Raw genomic sequence first — 17999 nt, forward strand, 5'->3', positions numbered from 1 at the left:
GATGCGAACGACTAGCGCATCAACGACTCGTTCAGCTGTGATAAGGTTCTTCCTTCGGCACGTCAGATTAAGGATGACAACTAAACAATCAAACAACGACCGCAACCACCCCAGCCGCGCCTTCGGCACGGCGTCCCCTCCTCATCTGAGGAGGGGAGCTTGTTGTTCTTACAGCGCGGTAACGGGTACGCTGGTGGGGTTATAGTTGAGGTTGGGCGAAAGCCAGCGTTCCAGCTCCGCAATCGGCATGTTTTTGCGCTGCGCAATGTCTTCTACCTGGTCGCGGGCTATTTTGCCGAGGCCAAAGTAGCGCGAATCGGGATGCGCGTAGTAGAGGCCGCTAACCGACGACGCGGGGTACATGGCCAGGTTTTCGGTGAGGATAATACCGGTTTGCTGGTCAGCATCAAGCAGTTGAAACAGGGTGATTTTCTCGGTGTGGTCGGGGCAGCCGGGATAGCCGGGGGCGGGCCGTACGCCGCGGTACTTCTCCTGAATCAGCTCTTCCTTCGTCAACTTTTCGTTGGCCGAATAACCCCAGAACTCCTCCCGCACGCGCTGGTGCAGGCGCTCGGCAAAAGCCTCGGCCAGGCGGTCGGCCAGGGCCTTGATCATGATACTGGAATAGTCGTCGTGGTCGGCCTCAAACTTTTCGATGAGCTTTTCAATGCCCAGGCCCGCCGTCACGGCAAAGCCGCCGATGTAGTCCTGCCGGCCCGAATCTTTGGGAGCCACGAAGTCGGAAAAGGCCAGATTAGGCACCTGGGGGGCTTTTTCGCTTTGCTGACGCAAGGTGAAAAACTCGGTTAGCAGCTGCTCGCGCTGGTCGTCGGTATAAACCTCAATCGTGTCGTAGCCGACGGTGTTGGCGGGCCAGAAGCCCACCACGGCGCGGGCCGTGAGCAGGTTTTCGCTGATAACCTGCCGGAGCATGGCCTGGGCATCGGCAAACAGCTTGGTAGCCGCCTCGCCCAGGTTTTCATCCTCCAGAATGCGCGGATAGCGGCCTTTCAGCTCCCAGGTGTGGAAAAACGGCGTCCAGTCGATGTACTCAGCCAGTTCGGCCAGCGGGTAGTTATCGAGCACTTTGGTGCCCAGGAAAGTCGGTTTGGTAATGGGCGCGGTTTCCCAGTCAGCCTTCGCCTGGTTTTCGCGGGCGGCTTCAATGGTCAGATAATTCTTTTCCCGCTGGCGAGCCGCGTAGTCGGTGCGCAGGGTGGTGTACTCATCGCGCACGGCCTGGGCATAGGTGTCGCCACTGGAGCCGAGCAGGCTGGCCGCTACGCCCACCGAGCGCGAGGCATCGTGCACGTGTACCATGGGGCCGGAGTAGTTGGGAGCCACTTTTACGGCCGCGTGCAGGCGCGAGGTGGTAGCCCCGCCAATCAGCAGCGGCGTTTTGAGGCCGCGCTTTTCCATTTCCTGGGCCACGTACACCATCTCGTCGAGGCTGGGCGTAATCAGGCCACTGAGGCCGATAACGTCCACGTTTTGCTTGGCCGCTTCGTCCAGAATGCGCTCCAGCGGCACCATTACGCCCAGGTCCACGATGTCGAAGTTGTTGCAGGCCAGCACCACGCCCACGATGTTTTTGCCGATGTCGTGGACGTCGCCTTTTACCGTGGCCAGCAGGATTTTGCCGGCCGTCTGCCGCTCCGAGCCTTGCTTGTCGGCCAGCAGGTAAGGCTCCAGATAAGCCACCGCTTTCTTCATCACCCGCGCCGACTTTACCACTTGGGGCAGGAACATTTTGCCGGCCCCAAACAAGTCACCCACCACGTTCATGCCGGCCATCAGCGGGCCCTCAATCACCTCCAGCGGCCGGCCAACTTGCTGGCGCACTTCCTCGGTGTCTTCGTCGATAAACTCGGTGATGCCGCGCACCAAGGCGTGCTGTAGGCGCTCGGCCACGGGCAGGCCGCGCCAGGCGTCGGCCACCACTTCCACCTTGTCCTTCTGCTTCACCGTTTCGGCAAAGTCCACGAGGCGCTCGGTAGAATCGGGGCGGCGGTTGAGCAGTACGTCTTCTACCAGCTCCAGCAAATCTTTCGGAATCTCGTCGTACACGCCCAGCTGGCTGGGGTTTACGATGCCCATGTCCAGGCCGGCGCGGATGGCGTGGTAGAGGAAAGACGTGTGCATGGCTTCACGCACCACGTCGTTGCCGCGGTAGGAAAAGCTGATGTTGCTGACGCCCCCGCTGGTGAGGGCGCCGGGCAGATTGGCCTTAATCCAACGGACGGCCTCGATGAAGTCCAGCGCGTAGTTGCGGTGCTCCTCCATGCCGGTGCCCACGGTCAGGATATTGGGGTCGAAGATGATATCCTCGGCCGGGAAGCCTACCTCATTTACCAGAATATCGTAGCTGCGCTTACAAATGGCAATGCGCTTCTCGAAAGAATCGGCTTGGCCGTTCTCATCAAAGGCCATCACCACCATAGCTGCGCCGTATTGGCGCACGGTGTGGGCGCGCTCCTTGAATACTTCCTCGCCTTCTTTCAGCGAAATAGAATTCACGATGCTCTTGCCCTGCACGCACTTCAGGCCGGCTTCGAGCACGCTCCACTTTGAGGAGTCAATCATTACCGGCACCCGCGAGATGTCGGGCTCGGAGGCTATCAGGTTGAGGAAGGTCGTCATGGCCTGCTCGGAGTCGAGCATGCCTTCGTCCATGTTCACGTCGAGCACCTGGGCGCCACCTTCTACCTGGTCGCGGGCCACTTGCAGGGCCTGCTCATAGGCGCCCGTACGGATGAGGCGGGCAAAAGCGCGCGAGCCGGTCACGTTGCACCGTTCGCCCACGTTTACAAATAGGCTATCAGGAGTAATGCCGAACGGCTCCAAACCAGCTAAACGAGTAGCTTTGGGCACTTCCGGCAGCTGGCGCGGCTGGTATTTCTCGGCTAGCTTAGCTAGCTCGGCAATGTGTTGGGGCGTGGTGCCACAACAGCCCCCCGCCACCGTCACGATGCCTTCTTTTAGGTAATTTTCCACCACGGCCGCAAATTCCTGGGCCGACTCGTCGTAGCCGCCAAACGCGTTGGGCAAACCCGCGTTCGGGTACGCTGACACGTGCACATCGGCAATACGGCTCAGCTCCTTTACGTACACGTGCAGCTGGTCGGCGCCGAGGGCGCAGTTCAGGCCCACGCTCAGCAGTGGCAAGTGGCTGATACTGTTCCAGAACGCCTCTACCGTCTGCCCCGAAAGCGTGCGGCCCGACGCATCGGTAATGGTACCCGAAATCATGACGGGTACTACCCGGCCGCCTTCATCAAAGTACTTCTGCACGGCATACAGCGCCGCTTTGGCATTGAGCGTGTCGAAGATGGTTTCAATAAGCAGCGTGTCCGAGCCACCTTCCACCAGGCCGCGCACTTGTTCCAGATAAGCAATGGCCAGCTCATCAAAGGTTACGGCGCGGAAGCCGGGACGGTTCACGTCGGGGGAGAGCGAAGCGGTACGGTTGGTGGGACCTACGGCGCCGGCCACGAAGCGCGGCTTGTGGGGCTCGCGGGCCGTAAACTCGTCGGCTACTTCGCGGGCCAGGCGGGCCGACTCGTAGTTCAGCTCGTAGGCCAGATGCTCCAGGCCATAATCGGCCTGGGCGATGGTGGTGCCGCTGAAGGTGTTGGTTTCCACCATGTCGGCGCCGGCCGCGAAATACTCGGCGTGAATGCCGCTGATAATATCGGGGCGGGTGAGGCTGAGCAGGTCATTGTTGCCGCGCAAAGGCTTGGGATGGTCAACGAAGCGCGTACCCCGGAAGTCCTCCTCCGTCAGCGGATGGCGCTGAATCATGGTACCCATGGCGCCATCGAGCACCAGAATGCGCTGTTGGAGGATGTCGTAGAGGGGGAGGCGGGGCGGGTCGTTTGCATAAGGTCTCCTGCGAATAAAGGCGTTTGTAGCGCCGCCTATCCAGAAAGAGGACCTCGAAATGAGGGCTCCGTACTTATCTTCTTCTGCCCTGGGGGGCAAAATGGGAGTTGGCACCTTGTTTTACTCAGGTTGCCAAGACGTCACAGGGCCCAGTCCCTCGGTCTTTCTGGATAAGTAGCTGAGCAAAGATACAGCAAGACGACGAAAAAAGTTTGGTTTGGTTGAGCACTGGCTGTTAGCGGGAAAGCATCAGCCGCCACAGAGCAAATGTCGCCGCCGAGCGAAATCTATATTCGGCGGCTGGCCCGGCTCGGTTACCAGATGATAAAAGCTTCTGCTAAAAGCAAAAAAGCCCCCCACTCGACAAGGAATGGGGGGCTTCGTATGTGGCGACAGACTGCCTTAGCTAATCGGATGAAATAAACGGCTCCACCGAATTTTGTGCAGCAAGTTGGCGTACGGGTCAATTGAGAGCCAGACAAATACCGCTTTGCCCACTACATGGTCTTCGGGGACGAAGCCCCAGAAGCGCGAATCTTCTGAGTTGTGGCGGTTGTCGCCCATCATGAAGTAGTAGTTCTGCTTGATAACATAACTGGTCAGCGGCCGTCCGTTCTGCTGAATCATACCATCCTGCCAGGTAATGCCCTGGTTGTGCTCGTACTGCGCGATGATTTTGTAGTACAGCGCGGCATTAGCTCTTGTCAGCTTGATGGTTTGGCCTTTCCTGGGCACTGGCAGCGGCCCGTAATCGTCAAGTTGCCAGCCGCGCTGCACCGCACTCGTAGCCGCCGACACGTGGAAGTCGGCCGCATCCGGGAACAGTGAGCCGGCGGGTACCTCGGCCCCAGCTACAGTAAGCGCCTTGACGTAGGGCTGCCGCCGAAAGTACGTAGCGATGGATGCCGGGCAGCTGATGAAGAAGCCTGTTTTCCCGGTTTCTGGATTCGTGACTGCCGCCGGAATGCCGTCAGGCTCCCGATAGTCCACTACGCCTTGGGCGTGCAGGGCTTGGCGTACCTCATCGTTGGGGGAGGGCACCTCCAGGAAGTAAGTTGTCTGGGGCTGACCGGCAACGGCACCAGGTTGGCCGTTAAGAAATACCTGACCCTGATGAATAGAGATAGTATCACCCGCCACGGCGATGCAACGCTTGATCAGGTTGGTGCGCAGGTCGGCGGGGCGCTGCTGCTCATGCGGCACATGGAATACCACCACATCGTTGCGTTGGATGGAACTGAAGCCCGGGAAGCGGTAGGTGGGCAGTTGAATCAGGTCGGAATAGCTCTTGACGTCCCCAACCGGCAGGGTCTGGTGCGTGAGCGGCACCTGCAACGGAGTCTGGGGTGTGATAGGCCCATAGTGCAGCTTACTTACCACCAAGTAGTCTCCGACCAGCAGGGATTGTTCCATGCTTTCGGAAGGAATATAATAGGCCTCCGCTGTTGACCAGCGAAAAAATGAGGCTACCACCACGGCAAAAATCACGGCGTCCAGCCAGCCGCGCGCGGCGCTTTTCGGTTTCGAGGGTTCGGCTACTTGGCCAGAGCGCTTACGAGTAAAAAACGGCATATAGAGTTATTTTAGTAATTGCAGCTCAGCAACGAATAAAGTTGTTGTTCTGGTATTTACTGACTCCTTTCTTGCTGTCTAGCATCTGTTGGTGGCTGTCGAATAACAAAGGCCTCACTCCCTAGCTCCCTTCCTTATAGAGGGAACTAGCGAGTGAGGCCTCTGCAAGGGCATTTGCTCCTCAGCTTAAAGCGCCTTCTTCCGCTCCGCCTGAAACTTCTTCAGCTGCGGGTCAATCACCTTTTTATCGCCTACTACAACGATGGTCATCTCATCGGCGCGGACATATTTCTTAGCGGCGTCCTGTATCTCCTTGGGCGTAATGGCGTGAATATCTTTCACTTGGTTCGTGAGGTAGCTGTCAGGCAGACCGTGCAGATCGAGGAAGCTGAGCTGGCTGATAATGCCGGCGGGCGTGGAGTTGCGCAGCACAAACAAACCCGCCTCGTAATTCTTGATGCCTTCCAGCTCCTCGGCTGTGGGCGCCTCTTTTTGCAGACGCTCCACTTCGTAGACAATTTCCTTGAGTGAATTGCCGGTGTGCTCCGTCGTTACGTCGGCCACTTCGGACCAATCACCCACGCGGTAGCGGGCATTGACGCCGCTGGAGGGAGAATAGGTGTAACCTTTATTCTCGCGAATGTTGCTGGTGATGCGCGAGCCAAAGGAGCCCCCCAGCAAGGAGTTCATCACGCGCAGACGCGTAAAGTCGGGGTGCGTAGGATCGACGACGGGCAGGCCGATAACCAACGTAGATTGCGGTGCGCCGGGTCGGTCCTGCACCATCAGGTCCGTTTTGGTGACGGGCTTGGCAATCTCAATGCGCGGAGCGGGGCCTTTGGTCCAGTTGCTTAGAGAAGATGTAACCGCCTCGCGCATCGCCTTTTCATCAAACTTGCCGGCGGCATATACCGCCGTGCGCTGGGCCCCAAACTGCTTGGTGTAAAAGTCGCGTACCTGCTCCGGGCCATAAGCGTTTATTTCGGTGTCGGTGGGAATGTCGCGGCCATAGGGGTGCCCTTTGTAGAGAGCCATAGTGAACTTCGTGCGGGCCTGAGTGCCGGGCTGGGAGCGCGAGAGGTTGCTTTCGCGCTTAAAGTCGTTCTTGATGCGCTCAATCTCGGAGGGCGGGAAGGCGGGATTTTGCACCAAGTCAGCCATCAGCCGCACCAGCTCCGGGCCATACTCGGATAGCACCGAACCCGAAATCACTGTTTGGTTAGGCCCCACAGATACATCGAGCGAGCCACCCATGCGGGCTGCTTTTTCCGAAATCTGCTTGGCGGAGAGGGTTGTGGTGCCTTCGCGCATAAGATTCCCGACGATGTCGGCCAGGCCATTTTCGTTGGCGGCCTCGTGCACGTTGCCCGCCTGCACGATCATGCTTACCGTTACTTTCGGAATCTCGCCGTAGGGCACTAGCGTGGTTTGCAGGCCATTATCAAGGGTGAATTCCGTCTTGGGGGGCAAAGTGAAGTCGCGGGGCGAGCCGCCAGCGGGGGAGTTTCTTTTTGGGCCAACACTGGGGTGCTGAGGGCGCACGCGGCGCTTAGTAAGCCGATAACTATATTTTTCATGAGGTAATTCTTTGAGTGTAGGGCCGAGCTTCGGCTTGGAGAATCATTGGGGTGTAGCACGAAGCGGTGCTTCGCTCGTTGAACGACCTGGCTGGAGGCTTTTTGCAAAGACTTGTTCTGCTAAACAACGAGCGAAGCACCGCTTCGCGTTACTAGCTTTTCGCCAATGGATTAATCGTGAGAATCGTCCGGTTCGTGGGGCGCAGATACTCGCGCAGCGTTTTCTGCATCAGCTCCGGCGTCACTTTCCGAAACTCGGTTTCCAGTTGGTTTATCCGCTTGGGGTCGTTTTCAAATAAAGCGAAAGTGGCCAGCAAATCAGCCTTCCCGAAGCCGAAGGTTTGGCTTACTTGGTCATACAAGTCGGAGCGCATCTTAACGATGGCCAGGTCCAGCAACTCCTGGCTTACGCCTTCTTTGTCAAGCTTCTGAATCTCGCGGTCCAGCACCGCTACTACCGAGTCGGCCGACACATTCTTATCATATACCAGGCTGCCATCCCAGAGCATGGGCCCGTTGTAGTTGAACATGTTGCCCAGGCCCGAATTGATACCGCCGCTCACCGAGCCCGTGTAGCCGCGCTCCTGCACCAAGGCTTGGTACAAGCGGCTGTCGTTGCCCTGCAATAGAATCTGGTCGAGCAGGCCCATGGCGTAGTACTCCGGCGTGTTTTTGTCGGGCATATGGTAGGCGAATGCCAGGGCAGGCTTGGTGGCCAGCTTGTCGTCTTTGCTGAAGCGCTGCTCCTTGTCCTGGCGAGGCTCCGTCAGGTCTACTTTGGCGGGCAGCGTAGACTTTGGAATGTTATCGAAATACTTCTTAATCCAGGTTTTGGCCTCAGCGGGGTTGAAGTCGCCGACTACGACGAGGGCCGCGTTGTTGGGGGCGTAGAAGGTCTTAAAGAAAGATTGAACGTCCTCCAGGTTGGCCGCATCGAGGTCTTTCAGGTCGCCGTAGAAGTTGTGAGCGTTGTGCCAGTTTTTGTTGGCGTACTGGGGCATATCCAGCCACGGAAAGCCGCCGTAGGGCTGATTGAGCACGTTTACCTTTACCTCGTTCTTCACCACGCCCTGCTGATTGGTCAGGTTTTCCTGGGTGATGTTGAGGCCCCGCATGCGGTCGGCTTCGGCCCACAGCATAGTTTCGAGCTTGTGGGCGGGCACGATTTCAAAGTAGTTGGTGAAATCGAAGCGGGTGGAGCCGTTCAAAACACCGCCATTTTTCTGCACTACCTGAATGAACTCCATCTTGCCCAGATTTTGGGAGCCCTGAAACATCATGTGCTCAAACAAGTGCGCAAACCCAGTGCGGTTGCGGGGCTCGATGCGGAAGCCAATATTGTAATACGCCGCAATGGTGGCAACGGGGGCCGTTTTGTCGGGCGAGAGCACCACCTTCAGGCCGTTGTCGAGGGTGAAATACTCCACTGGCACCTGGTAGGTAGCTACTTTGGCTATCGGCGTAGCCTGGGGGGCTTTTTGGTCGCCGGCCACGCCCGAGGTGGTTTTCTGGCTACAGGAATTCAGGGCAAAAAAGCCCCCCAGACCCAATAGCAGACCAGGAAGTAAGCGTCGTGTTGAAAGCATAAATAGTGGAAGCTGGAGGGTGGAAGGATTTTGGATGTGCTATATTAAGAAAAGCTAAGCATTTATATAAAAGATGCCATTCTTAGTTGAACCGTTGCTTTCCAGAAGCCGCTATTTACTTGCTTACAGATGATGGATAATGGCTTTAAGGGATACTACACAGGTACATATGGCCGTCATGCAGAGCAACGCGAAGCATCTCGCGTGTTTAGTTGAAGTAACAATGCAACATCAGCACGCGAGATGCTTCGCTCTGCTCTGCATGACGGCTATATGTAGAAGCTATACCTCTACCTTCAGCGTGGCGGGCTGCTTGGTGACAACAAATAGCTCACCATGCGGCACAATCGTGATTTGGCCGTACTCCTGCAGCAACTGTCGGTATGCCGCCTCCACTGGGCGCGGATTGCGGTCGAGGTCGTAGAGGCCACAGGCGTTTACGGTGCCTACTTTGCGCGTCAGGCCGATGTCCCAGTCTACCTGGTCGATGAGGGAATACCAGGTGAAGCCCAGCACCGGCACGCCTTCCTGGCGCATTCGCAGGATATTGACCCACTGTTTCCAGAGCCAGGTAGGCGCTTCTTTGGCGTCGAATACGTTGGTTTCGGTGTGCATCACGGGCTTGCGGTAGCGCCGGTAATACTCCAGGGTGATGTTGTACCAACCCAGCACATCCACGCTGGTACAGATTTCGCCGCTGGGCAGAATAATCTTTTCGTTGCGGCCGTAGTAGTCGTTGCCCATAATCTGGTAGCCGGGCGGCTCGCCAGCCATAAACCAGTCGTACTCCTTGCGTGTCAGGCCGTTATCGAGCAGATACGTGAGCACGTCGGCGTCGGGATGGTGGGCGTAGAGGAGGTCCAGAGCCAGAAAACGCAGCTTATTATCGAGCTTGATTTCGGCGCACGGACTAGCCCGCAACTCGTGGATGTACTCCGCCGATTCGCTCTGCACAATGATGCAATCGGGGCGCTGTTCGGCTATTTTTTGGTTGGCCATAATGCTGGCCGCCACCAAGTGCTTCATGGCCGTCACGAAGCCTTTATCAGTACGCAGCTGCTCATTCCACGCCCCGTCTTTGGCGCTCATGCGGGCCGTGACGAAGATTTCGTTGATAGGCGTGTAGTAGCGCACCCAGGGGTAGCGCTTGGCCACCGCCCCGGCAAAGGCCGCAAAGTGCACGGGCAGCTCGGGATTCTGGAAGTTGCCCAGCCAGTCGGGCACGCCGAAGTGCAGCAAATCCAGGATGGGCGTGATTTCCAGGCGCTGCATCTCGGCCATCACCAAGTCGGCAAACTCCCAGTCGTAGCGGCCTGGTCCTTTGTGCATGCTGTAGTACGGCAAGCCGTAGCGTAGCACTTTCAGTCCTAAGTCTTTGACAAGCTGCAAGTCTTTCTGCCAATGCTCATAGTGCCCACACTCGGCCAGCAAGTCGCGGCGGGTGCGGCCATTGTCAATAGTGGGGTAGGAGCACTCAATACCGGTGGCAAACATGAAGTTGCCGGAAGCGCCTGTAGGCAAGCCGCTGCCGTCGTGGCCGCTGGCCCCGCCGTACTGGTCGCCCTCGTAGCCGCCGCTGCCGAACTTGTCTATGATGTGGGTTAAAAAGCCTTTCGCCATGATGAGTTGCTGAAATAAGCACGAAAACTCCCCTCCTCATTTGAGGAGGGGATGCCGAGCCGCAGGCACGGCTGGGGTGGTTAAGGGCGTTGTTTAGTTGCTGATGTTGTTTAATTGAAAACTCAAGACGGTCATGCTGAGATTGTCGAAGCATCTCGCGTGCTGACGTCTGATTACTAATCCTGCTAAACACGCGAGATGCTTCGACAAGCTCAGCATGACGTGCAATTAAACCCCTAAACAACGACCGCAACCACCCCCGTCTCAGCTGCGCTTCGACATCCCCTCCTCATCTGAGGAGGGGAGTTTGATGTTCAACTGTCTCGTTTCCTTTGGCTTTCCAAAAATTTATCCGCCGTGCGCAGGCTCAGTGCCATGATGGTAAGGGCCGGGTTGACGCTTAAGGCGCTGGGAAACACAGAGTTGTCGCAGATGTACAGGTTCGGGACATCGAAGGCGCGGCCCTCGGCGTTTACCACAGCATCGTCGCCGGAGAGACCCATGCGGGCGGTGCCGATGACGTGAGCCGAACGCGGAAACGCCCAGATATCGGTGGCGCCGGCGGTTTTCCAAATGCGGCGCATAAGCTGCTCGGCGTGGCGGTTCATCTTTATTTCGTTGTCGTGGTAAGTGAAGTGCAGGCGCGGCTTGGGCAAGCCGCGAGCGTCCTTTTCCTCGGCTAGCTCCAGGAAATTTTCTTCGTGAGGCAGGCAGTCGCCCAGGATATTGATGCCGGCGATGTGATTGTAATTGCGCATGTAGTCGCGCAATTTTGCCCCCAGAACTTCCGCTCCCGTACTACCTGTCCGGCAAAGGTAACGGGCATCATGCCAATGCTTTGCAATAGATAACCGCCGGCAAAATCGGCATCTGGTGGGCGGTGGGTATCCTCTGAAATAAGCCCCCCAGGAATGCCTTTGTAGGGGCGAATATCCTCTGGGAAGGTGCCCCACACCTGCACGCCAGGGTGAGCCATAAAGTTGCGCCCGACGTGGCCGCTGCTCAGCGCCAACTCATTCAGTAGTAGCAAACGCGGCGTTTCAACGGCGCCGGCGCAGATGAATAAGTGGCGGCAGCGCTGGCGCTGCGTAATACCGTTGTGCTCGTATACCACGCCCGTTACGCGACCTTGCTCGTTGCGCTCAATTTCGGTTACGAAGCAATCGGGGCGGATTTCGGCGCCGTGGGCTACGGCCAGAGGTAGAAAAGTGACGTCCATGCTGGCTTTGGCGCCGGTGCTGCAACCTGCTTGGCAGAACCCCCGGTTGGTGCAAGCCTCGCGCCAGCCCACGCCTTCTTGGTAGTAGCGCGCCGACAGGGCCGCATTGGCCGCCGGCGACGTCTGGATGCCGAGTTGCCGGCACGCCCGCTCCATGAGCTGGGCGGCGCCGTTGAGTGGGAGCGGTGCCAGTGGGTAGCCGCGGCGCCGCTGGGGTCCCCAGGGGTAAGGCGTTGGGCCCGAAATGCCCAAAAAATGTTCCAGCTCCTCGTAGTAGGGCTCCAACTCCTCGTAGCCAAACGGCCAATCGACACCCACGCCGAAGTCGCGGTGCAGGTGGAGGTCGTCGGGGTGGGGGCGGGGCGTATAGGCGGTATAGTGCAGGGTGGAGCCGCCCACGCCGGTACCGGAATTGTTTTTGCCGAAGGCCACGGGGTCCTGGCCCGCCGAAAGGCGCTCATCGTTCCAGAATAGAAACTCCTGGGCTTTTTCGTCGGTGGCGAAGTCGGTTTTGGGGTCGTGCCAGGGGCCGGCTTCCAGGGCTACCACCTTCAGGCCGGCCATAGCTAGGCGCGCTAAAAGCGGCGCTCCGCCAGCCCCTGTCCCGATAACCAGGCAATCAACCTCATCGGTGGGTAGAGGAATTTCGGCGGGCTGCGGCTCGGGTTCGAGAGCCGATTCCTGCAGAATCTGCTGGAGCAGAGGGTCCTGCACCGTAGGCTTCAGCGGATTCAATACTCCTTCTTCTATGATTTCTTCGTCGGGCATGAGGACAATGGGTGAATGAGTAAATAGGTGAATAAGTGGGTAGGCGATAGAGTGATAAGCATCCACTCATTCACCTATTCACTCATTCACCTGGTTCTGGCTCGCGGGGCTCCAACTCATTCAAACCCAGCCGCGTCCAGCCGAGCGCGTCGGCCATGCCTACGTAGCCGATTTCCTCCTGAGCCAGGGGATGGGCGTAGTAGAGCTCGGTAAGCTCGGCCAGCATTTCTTCAAAAAACCGAACCGCAGGCACTATTTCCCACGCTTCACCGGGAGCTTTTCCTTCCTGTACTAGCTGGAGTACTCTAGCCCGGTCGTCGGGGGTGAGGGCCCGAAAATCCTGCTGGAATAAAGCGTGGGCGCTTTGACTAATGCCCCCAGACCTAGCCGATAGGCTTCGCGGTCGGGGGGCATGGTATCGTAGCGCCAGCCGTCGCTGCGGCCTTCGGCGAGGCGTTGGTCGACGCCGGGAGCCAGCTCGATGGGCTCAGGGCGGTCGGGCTGGGGGAAAAGACAATCGGCCACAGCGCGCAGCAAATCATAGGTAGCAGCCTCCAGAAACCGGGGCTCGTAAGGGGGCGCATTAAGGCGAGCCAGAAGGGCGGCGCGGGTAGCCTCGGTTACAAGTTCAGTGTCGAGCAGAGCACGCACGGTACCGTCCGGATAGTGGGGAGAAGTCATGGGCAAAGCAACTGATAAGGGAAGCTACAGGTAGTAAACTGCCTGGAAGCCAAAACTTCCCGCCGCACCCTCGTATTGCGTCAGCGCCTGCTTTTTTGCTTACTGATGAGCTGGGGTTATAGTTGCCGGAAATGTAACCCTAAGCTGGAGCTTGGGGAATCGTTGTTGGTAGCGCGAACTTTCAGTTCGCGTATCGCAGAACGATGCGCTAAGGGCTTTTTAAATAACATCATGCACCGTCAGCAACGATACGCGAACTGAAAGTTCGCACTACTAACAACAATTGCCCAAGCGGGAGTTTGCTGTTATTGGTCGCTGGATAATTTGCCTCCCGTCACGTGCACGAGGCTGCCCGTCATGAAAGAGCCGTCCTGCGAAGCCAGCAGCACATAGGCGGGCGCCAGCTCCTCGGGCTGGCCGGGGCGCTGAAGCGCTACTTCGTAGCCAAACTTCTCGACTTCCTCCAGGGGCATAGTGGCTGGGATATTGGGCGTCCAGACCGGGCCGGGCACCACGCAGTTTACCCGAATATTCCGCTCGCCCAGGTGCGTGGCCAATGATTTGGTGAAAGCGTGAATAGCCGATTTGGTGGCGGTATAATCAATGAGTAGCGGGTTGCCGGTGAGGCCCACGATGCTGCCGGTATTGATAATGCAGTCACCACTTTCCAGGTGCGGCAAGGCGGCCTGCGCCATCCAGATATAGCCGAGAATATTGGTGTCGAAGGTGCGGCGAATCTGCTCCTCGCTGATGTCCTCGAACTTTTCCTGGGCCATTTGGTAGGCCGCGTTATTCACTAGAATATTCAAACCACCCAGCTCGGCGCGGGTGCGGCGCACGGCTTGGCGGCACTGGTCTGGGTCGCGCACATCGAGGCGGAGCAGCAGGCACTTGCGCTGCTGGGCTTCTACCAGGCGCTGGGTTTCCTGAGCGTCCGCGTCGTTTTCGTTGTAGAGCACGGCTACGTCGGCCCCTTCCATGGCAAAAGCCACGGCTACGGCTCGCCCTATGCCCGAGTCAGCACCGGTGATAAGGGCAATTTTGCCCCCCAGCTTATCGGCTGCGCGGTACGTGGCGAAGCTCATGCCGGGCTGCAGGTTCATGTCGGCCTGCTTGGCTGGGTACGGCAGCTTCTGGGCGTGCTTTTTCATGTCCTTGGCCGTGGGATGCTCAATGGGCGTGGGGGCAGCTTTGGTGGGGGGCGTTTTGGCGGAGGTGGAAGCTTTCTTGGCAGGCATAGCAGGGCGAAATGATAGTGATGATCTTACTGTCTACGCAAAATTTGGGCTGGGGTGGTCAGCACTTTTTATTCAAGCTGTAGAGGCGTAACTCTTCTCGCTTTCTTCCCCGGTGAACGGTGAACGCCGAACTGAGACAGACGGGGAGAGGCGAAATGTCGCGTCTCCACACAGCAAAAGCCCCGCCTCGGATAACTCCGAAGCGGGGCTTTTGCTTGGGCAGCCGGAAAGGCTAGTAATTCACAATGTCCTGCTTGGGCGAGGGCTCCGTAGCTTCCATTTCCTCCAACGATGGATAGTCGATGTAGCCTTTGTCGCCGCCGCTGTAGAACGTGGCTTGGTCGGGCATGTTGAGGGCGGCGCCCTGCTCGAAGCGCTCTGCCAGGTCGGGGTTGGCTAGATAGGGAACCCCGAAAGCAATCAGGTCGGCTTCGTTGTTAGCCAGCGCCTCTTCGGCCGTCTCCTGGGTGTAGCCGCCATTCAGAATAAACGGACCGTCGAAAATCTTGCGCAAGTGCGGGCCTACCGGCTCCTGACCTTGCTTAGCGGCCATCATATGCCCTGGCAAGGCCTCAATAACGTGCAGGTACGCCAGGCCAAATTTGTTAAGCTGCTCGGCCACGTAGCTGAAAGTACCCAGCCGGTCGGAGTCGGAAATGCCCCCCACGTTGCCGGTAGGCGCCAAACGAATACCCACGCGGTCGGCACCGAACACGTCGGCGGCGGCCTGCACTACTTCCAGCACGAAGCGGGTGCGGTTCTCTACGCTGCCGCCGTACTCGTCGGTGCGCTGGTTGGAGCCGTCCTGGATGAACTGGTCGAGCAGGTAGCCGTTGGCGCCGTGCAGCTCAACGCCGTCGAAACCGGCGTCTTTCGCGTTTCGAGCGGCTTTCCGGAAGTCATTTACGATACCCGAAATCTCGCTCAGCTCCAAGGCTCGCGGGGCCGGAATTTCCTCCATGCCATTGGCCGTGTAAGCCATTACGTCGGTGGGCTTTACGCTGGAAGGCGCCACGGGCAGTTCACCGTTGTGGAAAAATGGGTGCGAAATGCGGCCCACGTGCCAGAGCTGAATAAAAATACGTCCGCCTTCGGCATGCACCGCGTCGGTTACTTTTTCCAGCCTGCTATCTGGGTCTCCGAGTAAATACCAGGCGTGTTGACATAGCCCACGCCCTGCTGCGACACCTGGGAGCCTTCGGTAATAATGAGGCCGGCAGAAGCGCGCTGGCGGTAATATTCCACCGTAGAGTCGGTGGGCACGTTGCCCTCATTATCGGCGCGGCTCCGCGTCATCGGTGCCATTACGAGGCGGTTGGGTAAAGAAAGAGCGCCCATTTGGAAGGGCGTAAAAAGCTGTTTGACTGACTGTGGCATAAGGATTTCGGTAGTGATTGAGGTAGAAAAAGTTTAAAATGATAAGAGCGATATTTCTCGCCGTGTTTCGCGGGGTTAGCGCAGGGTTACGCAGTGTGCTGACGATTGAACACTGCGTAACCCTGCGCTAACCCCGCGAAACACGGCGAGAAAGCTGGCTGCTTTTAAAGTCGAAGAACAGACTGCTGCCCGCGAAGGTTACCCGCGCGCCACACCCGCCGCCCCGATGGTGCCGTAGCCGCCGTCTACCAGCAGCTCTTCGCCCACCACGTAGCTCGCGTCGTCGGAGGCGAGGAAAAGCACGGCTTTAGCAATTTCATCGGCTTGGCCGGGGCGCCGCAACGGCACCTCGCCCGATACGTGCCCGAAGAAGCCCTCTACCTGCTCAGCATCGTAGCCGGCACGCCCGATAATAGGCGTGCGCGTATAGCCAGGACTAACCACGTTCACGCGGATGTTGCGCGGAGCCAGCTCGTTGCTCAGGTTGCGGGCCAATTGGCGCACGGCCGCTTTCGAGGCAGCGTATAAGGAAGCGCCTGGCATCCCGGCATGAATCACGGCGGAGGCGTTGATGACTACCGCGGCCCCATCGCGCAACAGCGGCTCGGCTTTTTGAATGGTGAAGAAGGCGCCCTTCACATTGATATCGAAGGTCTCGTCGAATAGGGCTTCGGTGCTGTCTTGGAGGGAGCCGCCCTTAAAAACGCCAGCGTTTACGAAAAGAATATCGAGGCCGCCAAACTGCTCCTTTACCTGAGCGTAGAGCTGGTCGAGGTCGGAGAGGCGGGCCACGTCGGCGCGTACGGCTACAGTGTTATCGCCGATAAGGGCGGCGGCTTCGTCGAGCGTTTGCTGGTCGCGGCCGGTGATGATGACGGCAGCGCCTTCCTGGGCAAATAATTGGGCCGTAGCCAGTCCGATGCCACTGTTGCCGCCCGTTACGAGGGCTATTTTGCCTGCTAACTTTTTCATGCTATTGAGGAGTTTTACCTCGGCGCCGGAGTGGCGGGGAGCGTTGCAAAGGTGCCCGCAATAGGATACATTTGTCAAGTAGATACCCAAAAGTAATGCAGGTACCTATTTGAAACTGATGCTGATAATCAATAACTTAAAAATGATGTCTACCGTAAAATTGCCTCCTGTCTGTCCCATTACGGCCGCCCTGGATGTGTTAGGGGGCAAATGGAAAGTATTTATCCTCTCTCATCTCTCGCAGCACGAAACCCTGCGCTTTGGAGAATTGAAACGGCTCATCCCGAAGGTGACCCAAAAGATGCTGGCCCAGCAGCTGCGGGAGCTGGAGGAAGCCGGCCTCATCGATCGGCGGGTGTATGCCCAGGTGCCGCCCAAAGTGGAATACCGCCTCACCACCCACGGCCAGACGCTTTGCCCCGTGCTTCGCTCCCTGCGTGCGTGGGGCGATTTGCACCGGGAGAAGCTAGGAGCAGCCGAGGCTAACTGCTCGGAAGTAGCCGCCGAAGCAGTAGCGGTAGCCGGATAATAAACGGCCGAGGAGGTTATTTCATGGCGGCCTGGGGGGCATTTTGGCCGCTGCATGGGGCGTTTGCGTAAGCAGGCTGTATATATTTTTCAGCGCCGCCTATGTCTTTGCTTGCTTCCCCATCAGTCTCTAAGCTCACTTTTGTTTGCCTGCACTATTGGGCCGGCTCGGGGCGCGAATGGGCCGCCGTAGCAGCCGAACTAGCGCCTGAGTACACTTGCCTCACGCCTGACCTGGGCGGTTTTGGTGCGGCCCAAGGCCCGGCAGGAGGCTATTCAGTAGATGCTTACGCCGATTTTGTGAGCGACTATGTCATTGGGCAGAAACTGAGCAACTATATACTGGTCGGGCATAGCATGGGGGGCAAAATTGCCCTGGCCCTGGCTGCTCGGCAGCCCGCTGGCTTGCGCGGCATCGCCTTGCTTTCGCCCTCGCCGCCTGCCCCGGAGCCCATGACAGATGAGGAGCGCACCGCGTCCTTGCATGCCTACGGCAACCCCGAGGCGGCGGTCCGCACGCTGGCTCACATTACGGCTCGGCCGCTGCCGGAGGCTGTGCAAGCGCAGGTAATCGAGGATAATCTTCGGACGACTCGGGCCGCCTGGGAAGCCTGGCTGCTGCATGGTAGCCGCGAGAATATTCTGGCGCACATGCCGCTGCTCACGGTGCCGGCCGTAGTACTCGCCGGCGACGCCGATGCCGTGATGTCGCCTTCCCTGCATGGCCTGGAAACCCTGCCTCACTTGCCCCCCGATACACCCCTGGAAATTATCGGTGGTGCCGGGCACCTGCTGCCGCTGGAAGCGCCACAGGAAGTAGCCGCGCTGCTGCGGGAGTTTGCCGAGTCGCTGGAGCGTTAGGATTAAAGGATAGCTATGACTGACACTGTAAGCCTCATAAAAAGGCCGTCATGCAGAGCACAGCGAAGCATCTCGCTCGCTTCGTTGGATTACCCTTGCAACATCAGCACGCGAGATG

General features: G+C 58.2%; 13 protein-coding genes, 1 pseudogene and 1 riboswitch. Of the genes and pseudogenes, 2 read left to right on the top strand and 12 right to left on the bottom strand.

Features of this window, described 5'->3' with window-relative positions:
* Window positions 1–168 precede the first annotated feature (168 nt).
* From metH to MKZ35_RS17940, 12 genes and pseudogenes are all read right to left on the bottom strand, one after another.
* The gene (gene metH / locus MKZ35_RS17885) at window positions 169–3897 is read right to left on the bottom strand and encodes a methionine synthase (protein ID WP_482514788.1); all 3729 of its coding nucleotides are present in this window, start codon (window positions 3895–3897) and stop codon (window positions 169–171) included.
* A gap of 55 nt (window positions 3898–3952) precedes the next feature.
* Window positions 3953–4059: riboswitch (SAM riboswitch) on the bottom strand.
* Window positions 4060–4284: 225 nt separating this feature from the next.
* Complete coding sequence (gene lepB, locus MKZ35_RS17890; RefSeq protein ID WP_482514547.1) at window positions 4285–5454, bottom strand: signal peptidase I; 1170 nt, start codon at window positions 5452–5454, stop codon at window positions 4285–4287.
* Between the two features lie 186 nt (window positions 5455–5640).
* Complete coding sequence (locus MKZ35_RS17895) at window positions 5641–6996, bottom strand: M16 family metallopeptidase (protein ID WP_482514548.1); 1356 nt, start codon at window positions 6994–6996, stop codon at window positions 5641–5643.
* A 187-nt stretch (window positions 6997–7183) separates the two neighbouring features.
* Window positions 7184–8617 carry a M16 family metallopeptidase gene (locus MKZ35_RS17900; protein ID WP_482514549.1) on the bottom strand — a complete coding sequence of 478 codons (1434 nt, stop codon included), beginning with the start codon at window positions 8615–8617 and terminating at the stop codon, window positions 7184–7186.
* A gap of 282 nt (window positions 8618–8899) precedes the next feature.
* Entirely contained in the window at window positions 8900–10240 is a 1341-nt protein-coding gene (locus MKZ35_RS17905; protein WP_482514789.1) for a family 1 glycosylhydrolase, read from the bottom strand.
* Between the two features lie 311 nt (window positions 10241–10551).
* Window positions 10552–10995, bottom strand: a complete 444-nt coding sequence (locus MKZ35_RS17910; protein WP_482514550.1) for a GMC family oxidoreductase — start codon at window positions 10993–10995, stop codon at window positions 10552–10554.
* The gene (locus tag MKZ35_RS17915; protein WP_482514551.1) at window positions 10917–12224 is read right to left on the bottom strand and encodes a GMC family oxidoreductase N-terminal domain-containing protein; all 1308 of its coding nucleotides are present in this window, start codon (window positions 12222–12224) and stop codon (window positions 10917–10919) included. The genes MKZ35_RS17910 and MKZ35_RS17915 overlap by 79 nt, the downstream gene beginning before the upstream one ends.
* A gap of 82 nt (window positions 12225–12306) precedes the next feature.
* The gene (locus tag MKZ35_RS17920; RefSeq protein ID WP_482514790.1) at window positions 12307–12597 is read right to left on the bottom strand and encodes a gluconate 2-dehydrogenase subunit 3 family protein; all 291 of its coding nucleotides are present in this window, start codon (window positions 12595–12597) and stop codon (window positions 12307–12309) included.
* On the bottom strand, window positions 12516–12905 hold the full coding sequence (locus MKZ35_RS17925) for a gluconate 2-dehydrogenase subunit 3 family protein (protein ID WP_482514552.1): 390 nt from the start codon (window positions 12903–12905) through the stop codon (window positions 12516–12518). Before MKZ35_RS17925 ends, MKZ35_RS17920 begins: the two co-directional genes overlap by 82 nt.
* Window positions 12906–13210: 305 nt before the next feature.
* Window positions 13211–14056, bottom strand: coding sequence for an SDR family oxidoreductase (locus tag MKZ35_RS17930; protein ID WP_482514791.1), 846 nt, complete (start codon window positions 14054–14056; stop codon window positions 13211–13213).
* A gap of 319 nt (window positions 14057–14375) precedes the next feature.
* Window positions 14376–15520, bottom strand: a pseudogene (locus MKZ35_RS17935) (alkene reductase).
* Window positions 15521–15718: 198 nt separating this feature from the next.
* On the bottom strand, window positions 15719–16492 hold the full coding sequence (locus MKZ35_RS17940; protein ID WP_482514553.1) for a glucose 1-dehydrogenase: 774 nt from the start codon (window positions 16490–16492) through the stop codon (window positions 15719–15721).
* Window positions 16493–16637: 145 nt separating this feature from the next.
* Here MKZ35_RS17940 and MKZ35_RS17945 point away from each other — a divergent pair, with 145 nt between their 5' ends.
* The gene (locus MKZ35_RS17945) at window positions 16638–17021 is read left to right on the top strand and encodes a winged helix-turn-helix transcriptional regulator (protein WP_482514554.1); all 384 of its coding nucleotides are present in this window, start codon (window positions 16638–16640) and stop codon (window positions 17019–17021) included.
* A gap of 101 nt (window positions 17022–17122) precedes the next feature.
* Window positions 17123–17881, top strand: a complete 759-nt coding sequence (locus tag MKZ35_RS17950) for an alpha/beta fold hydrolase (protein ID WP_482514555.1) — start codon at window positions 17123–17125, stop codon at window positions 17879–17881.
* Window positions 17882–17999: the final 118 nt, after the last annotated feature.

This window comes from Hymenobacter sp. R533113 (genome assembly GCF_056835965.1).

Excerpts from the sequence above, each read along its gene's own strand:
- MKZ35_RS17900 (WP_482514549.1), bottom strand. The coding sequence starts at position 8,617 with ATGCTTTCAACACGACGCTTACTTCCTGGTCTGCTATTGGGTCTGGGG.
- lepB (WP_482514547.1), bottom strand. The coding sequence starts at position 5,454 with ATGCCGTTTTTTACTCGTAAGCGCTCTGGCCAAGTAGCCGAACCCTCG.
- MKZ35_RS17930 (WP_482514791.1), bottom strand. The coding sequence starts at position 14,056 with ATGAAAAAGCACGCCCAGAAGCTGCCGTACCCAGCCAAGCAGGCCGAC.
- MKZ35_RS17925 (WP_482514552.1), bottom strand. The coding sequence starts at position 12,905 with ATGACTTCTCCCCACTATCCGGACGGTACCGTGCGTGCTCTGCTCGAC.
- MKZ35_RS17915 (WP_482514551.1), bottom strand. The coding sequence starts at position 12,224 with ATGCCCGACGAAGAAATCATAGAAGAAGGAGTATTGAATCCGCTGAAG.
- MKZ35_RS17910 (WP_482514550.1), bottom strand. The coding sequence starts at position 10,995 with ATGCGCAATTACAATCACATCGCCGGCATCAATATCCTGGGCGACTGC.
- MKZ35_RS17940 (WP_482514553.1), bottom strand. The coding sequence starts at position 16,492 with ATGAAAAAGTTAGCAGGCAAAATAGCCCTCGTAACGGGCGGCAACAGT.
- MKZ35_RS17945 (WP_482514554.1), top strand. The coding sequence starts at position 16,638 with ATGTCTACCGTAAAATTGCCTCCTGTCTGTCCCATTACGGCCGCCCTG.
- MKZ35_RS17950 (WP_482514555.1), top strand. The coding sequence starts at position 17,123 with ATGTCTTTGCTTGCTTCCCCATCAGTCTCTAAGCTCACTTTTGTTTGC.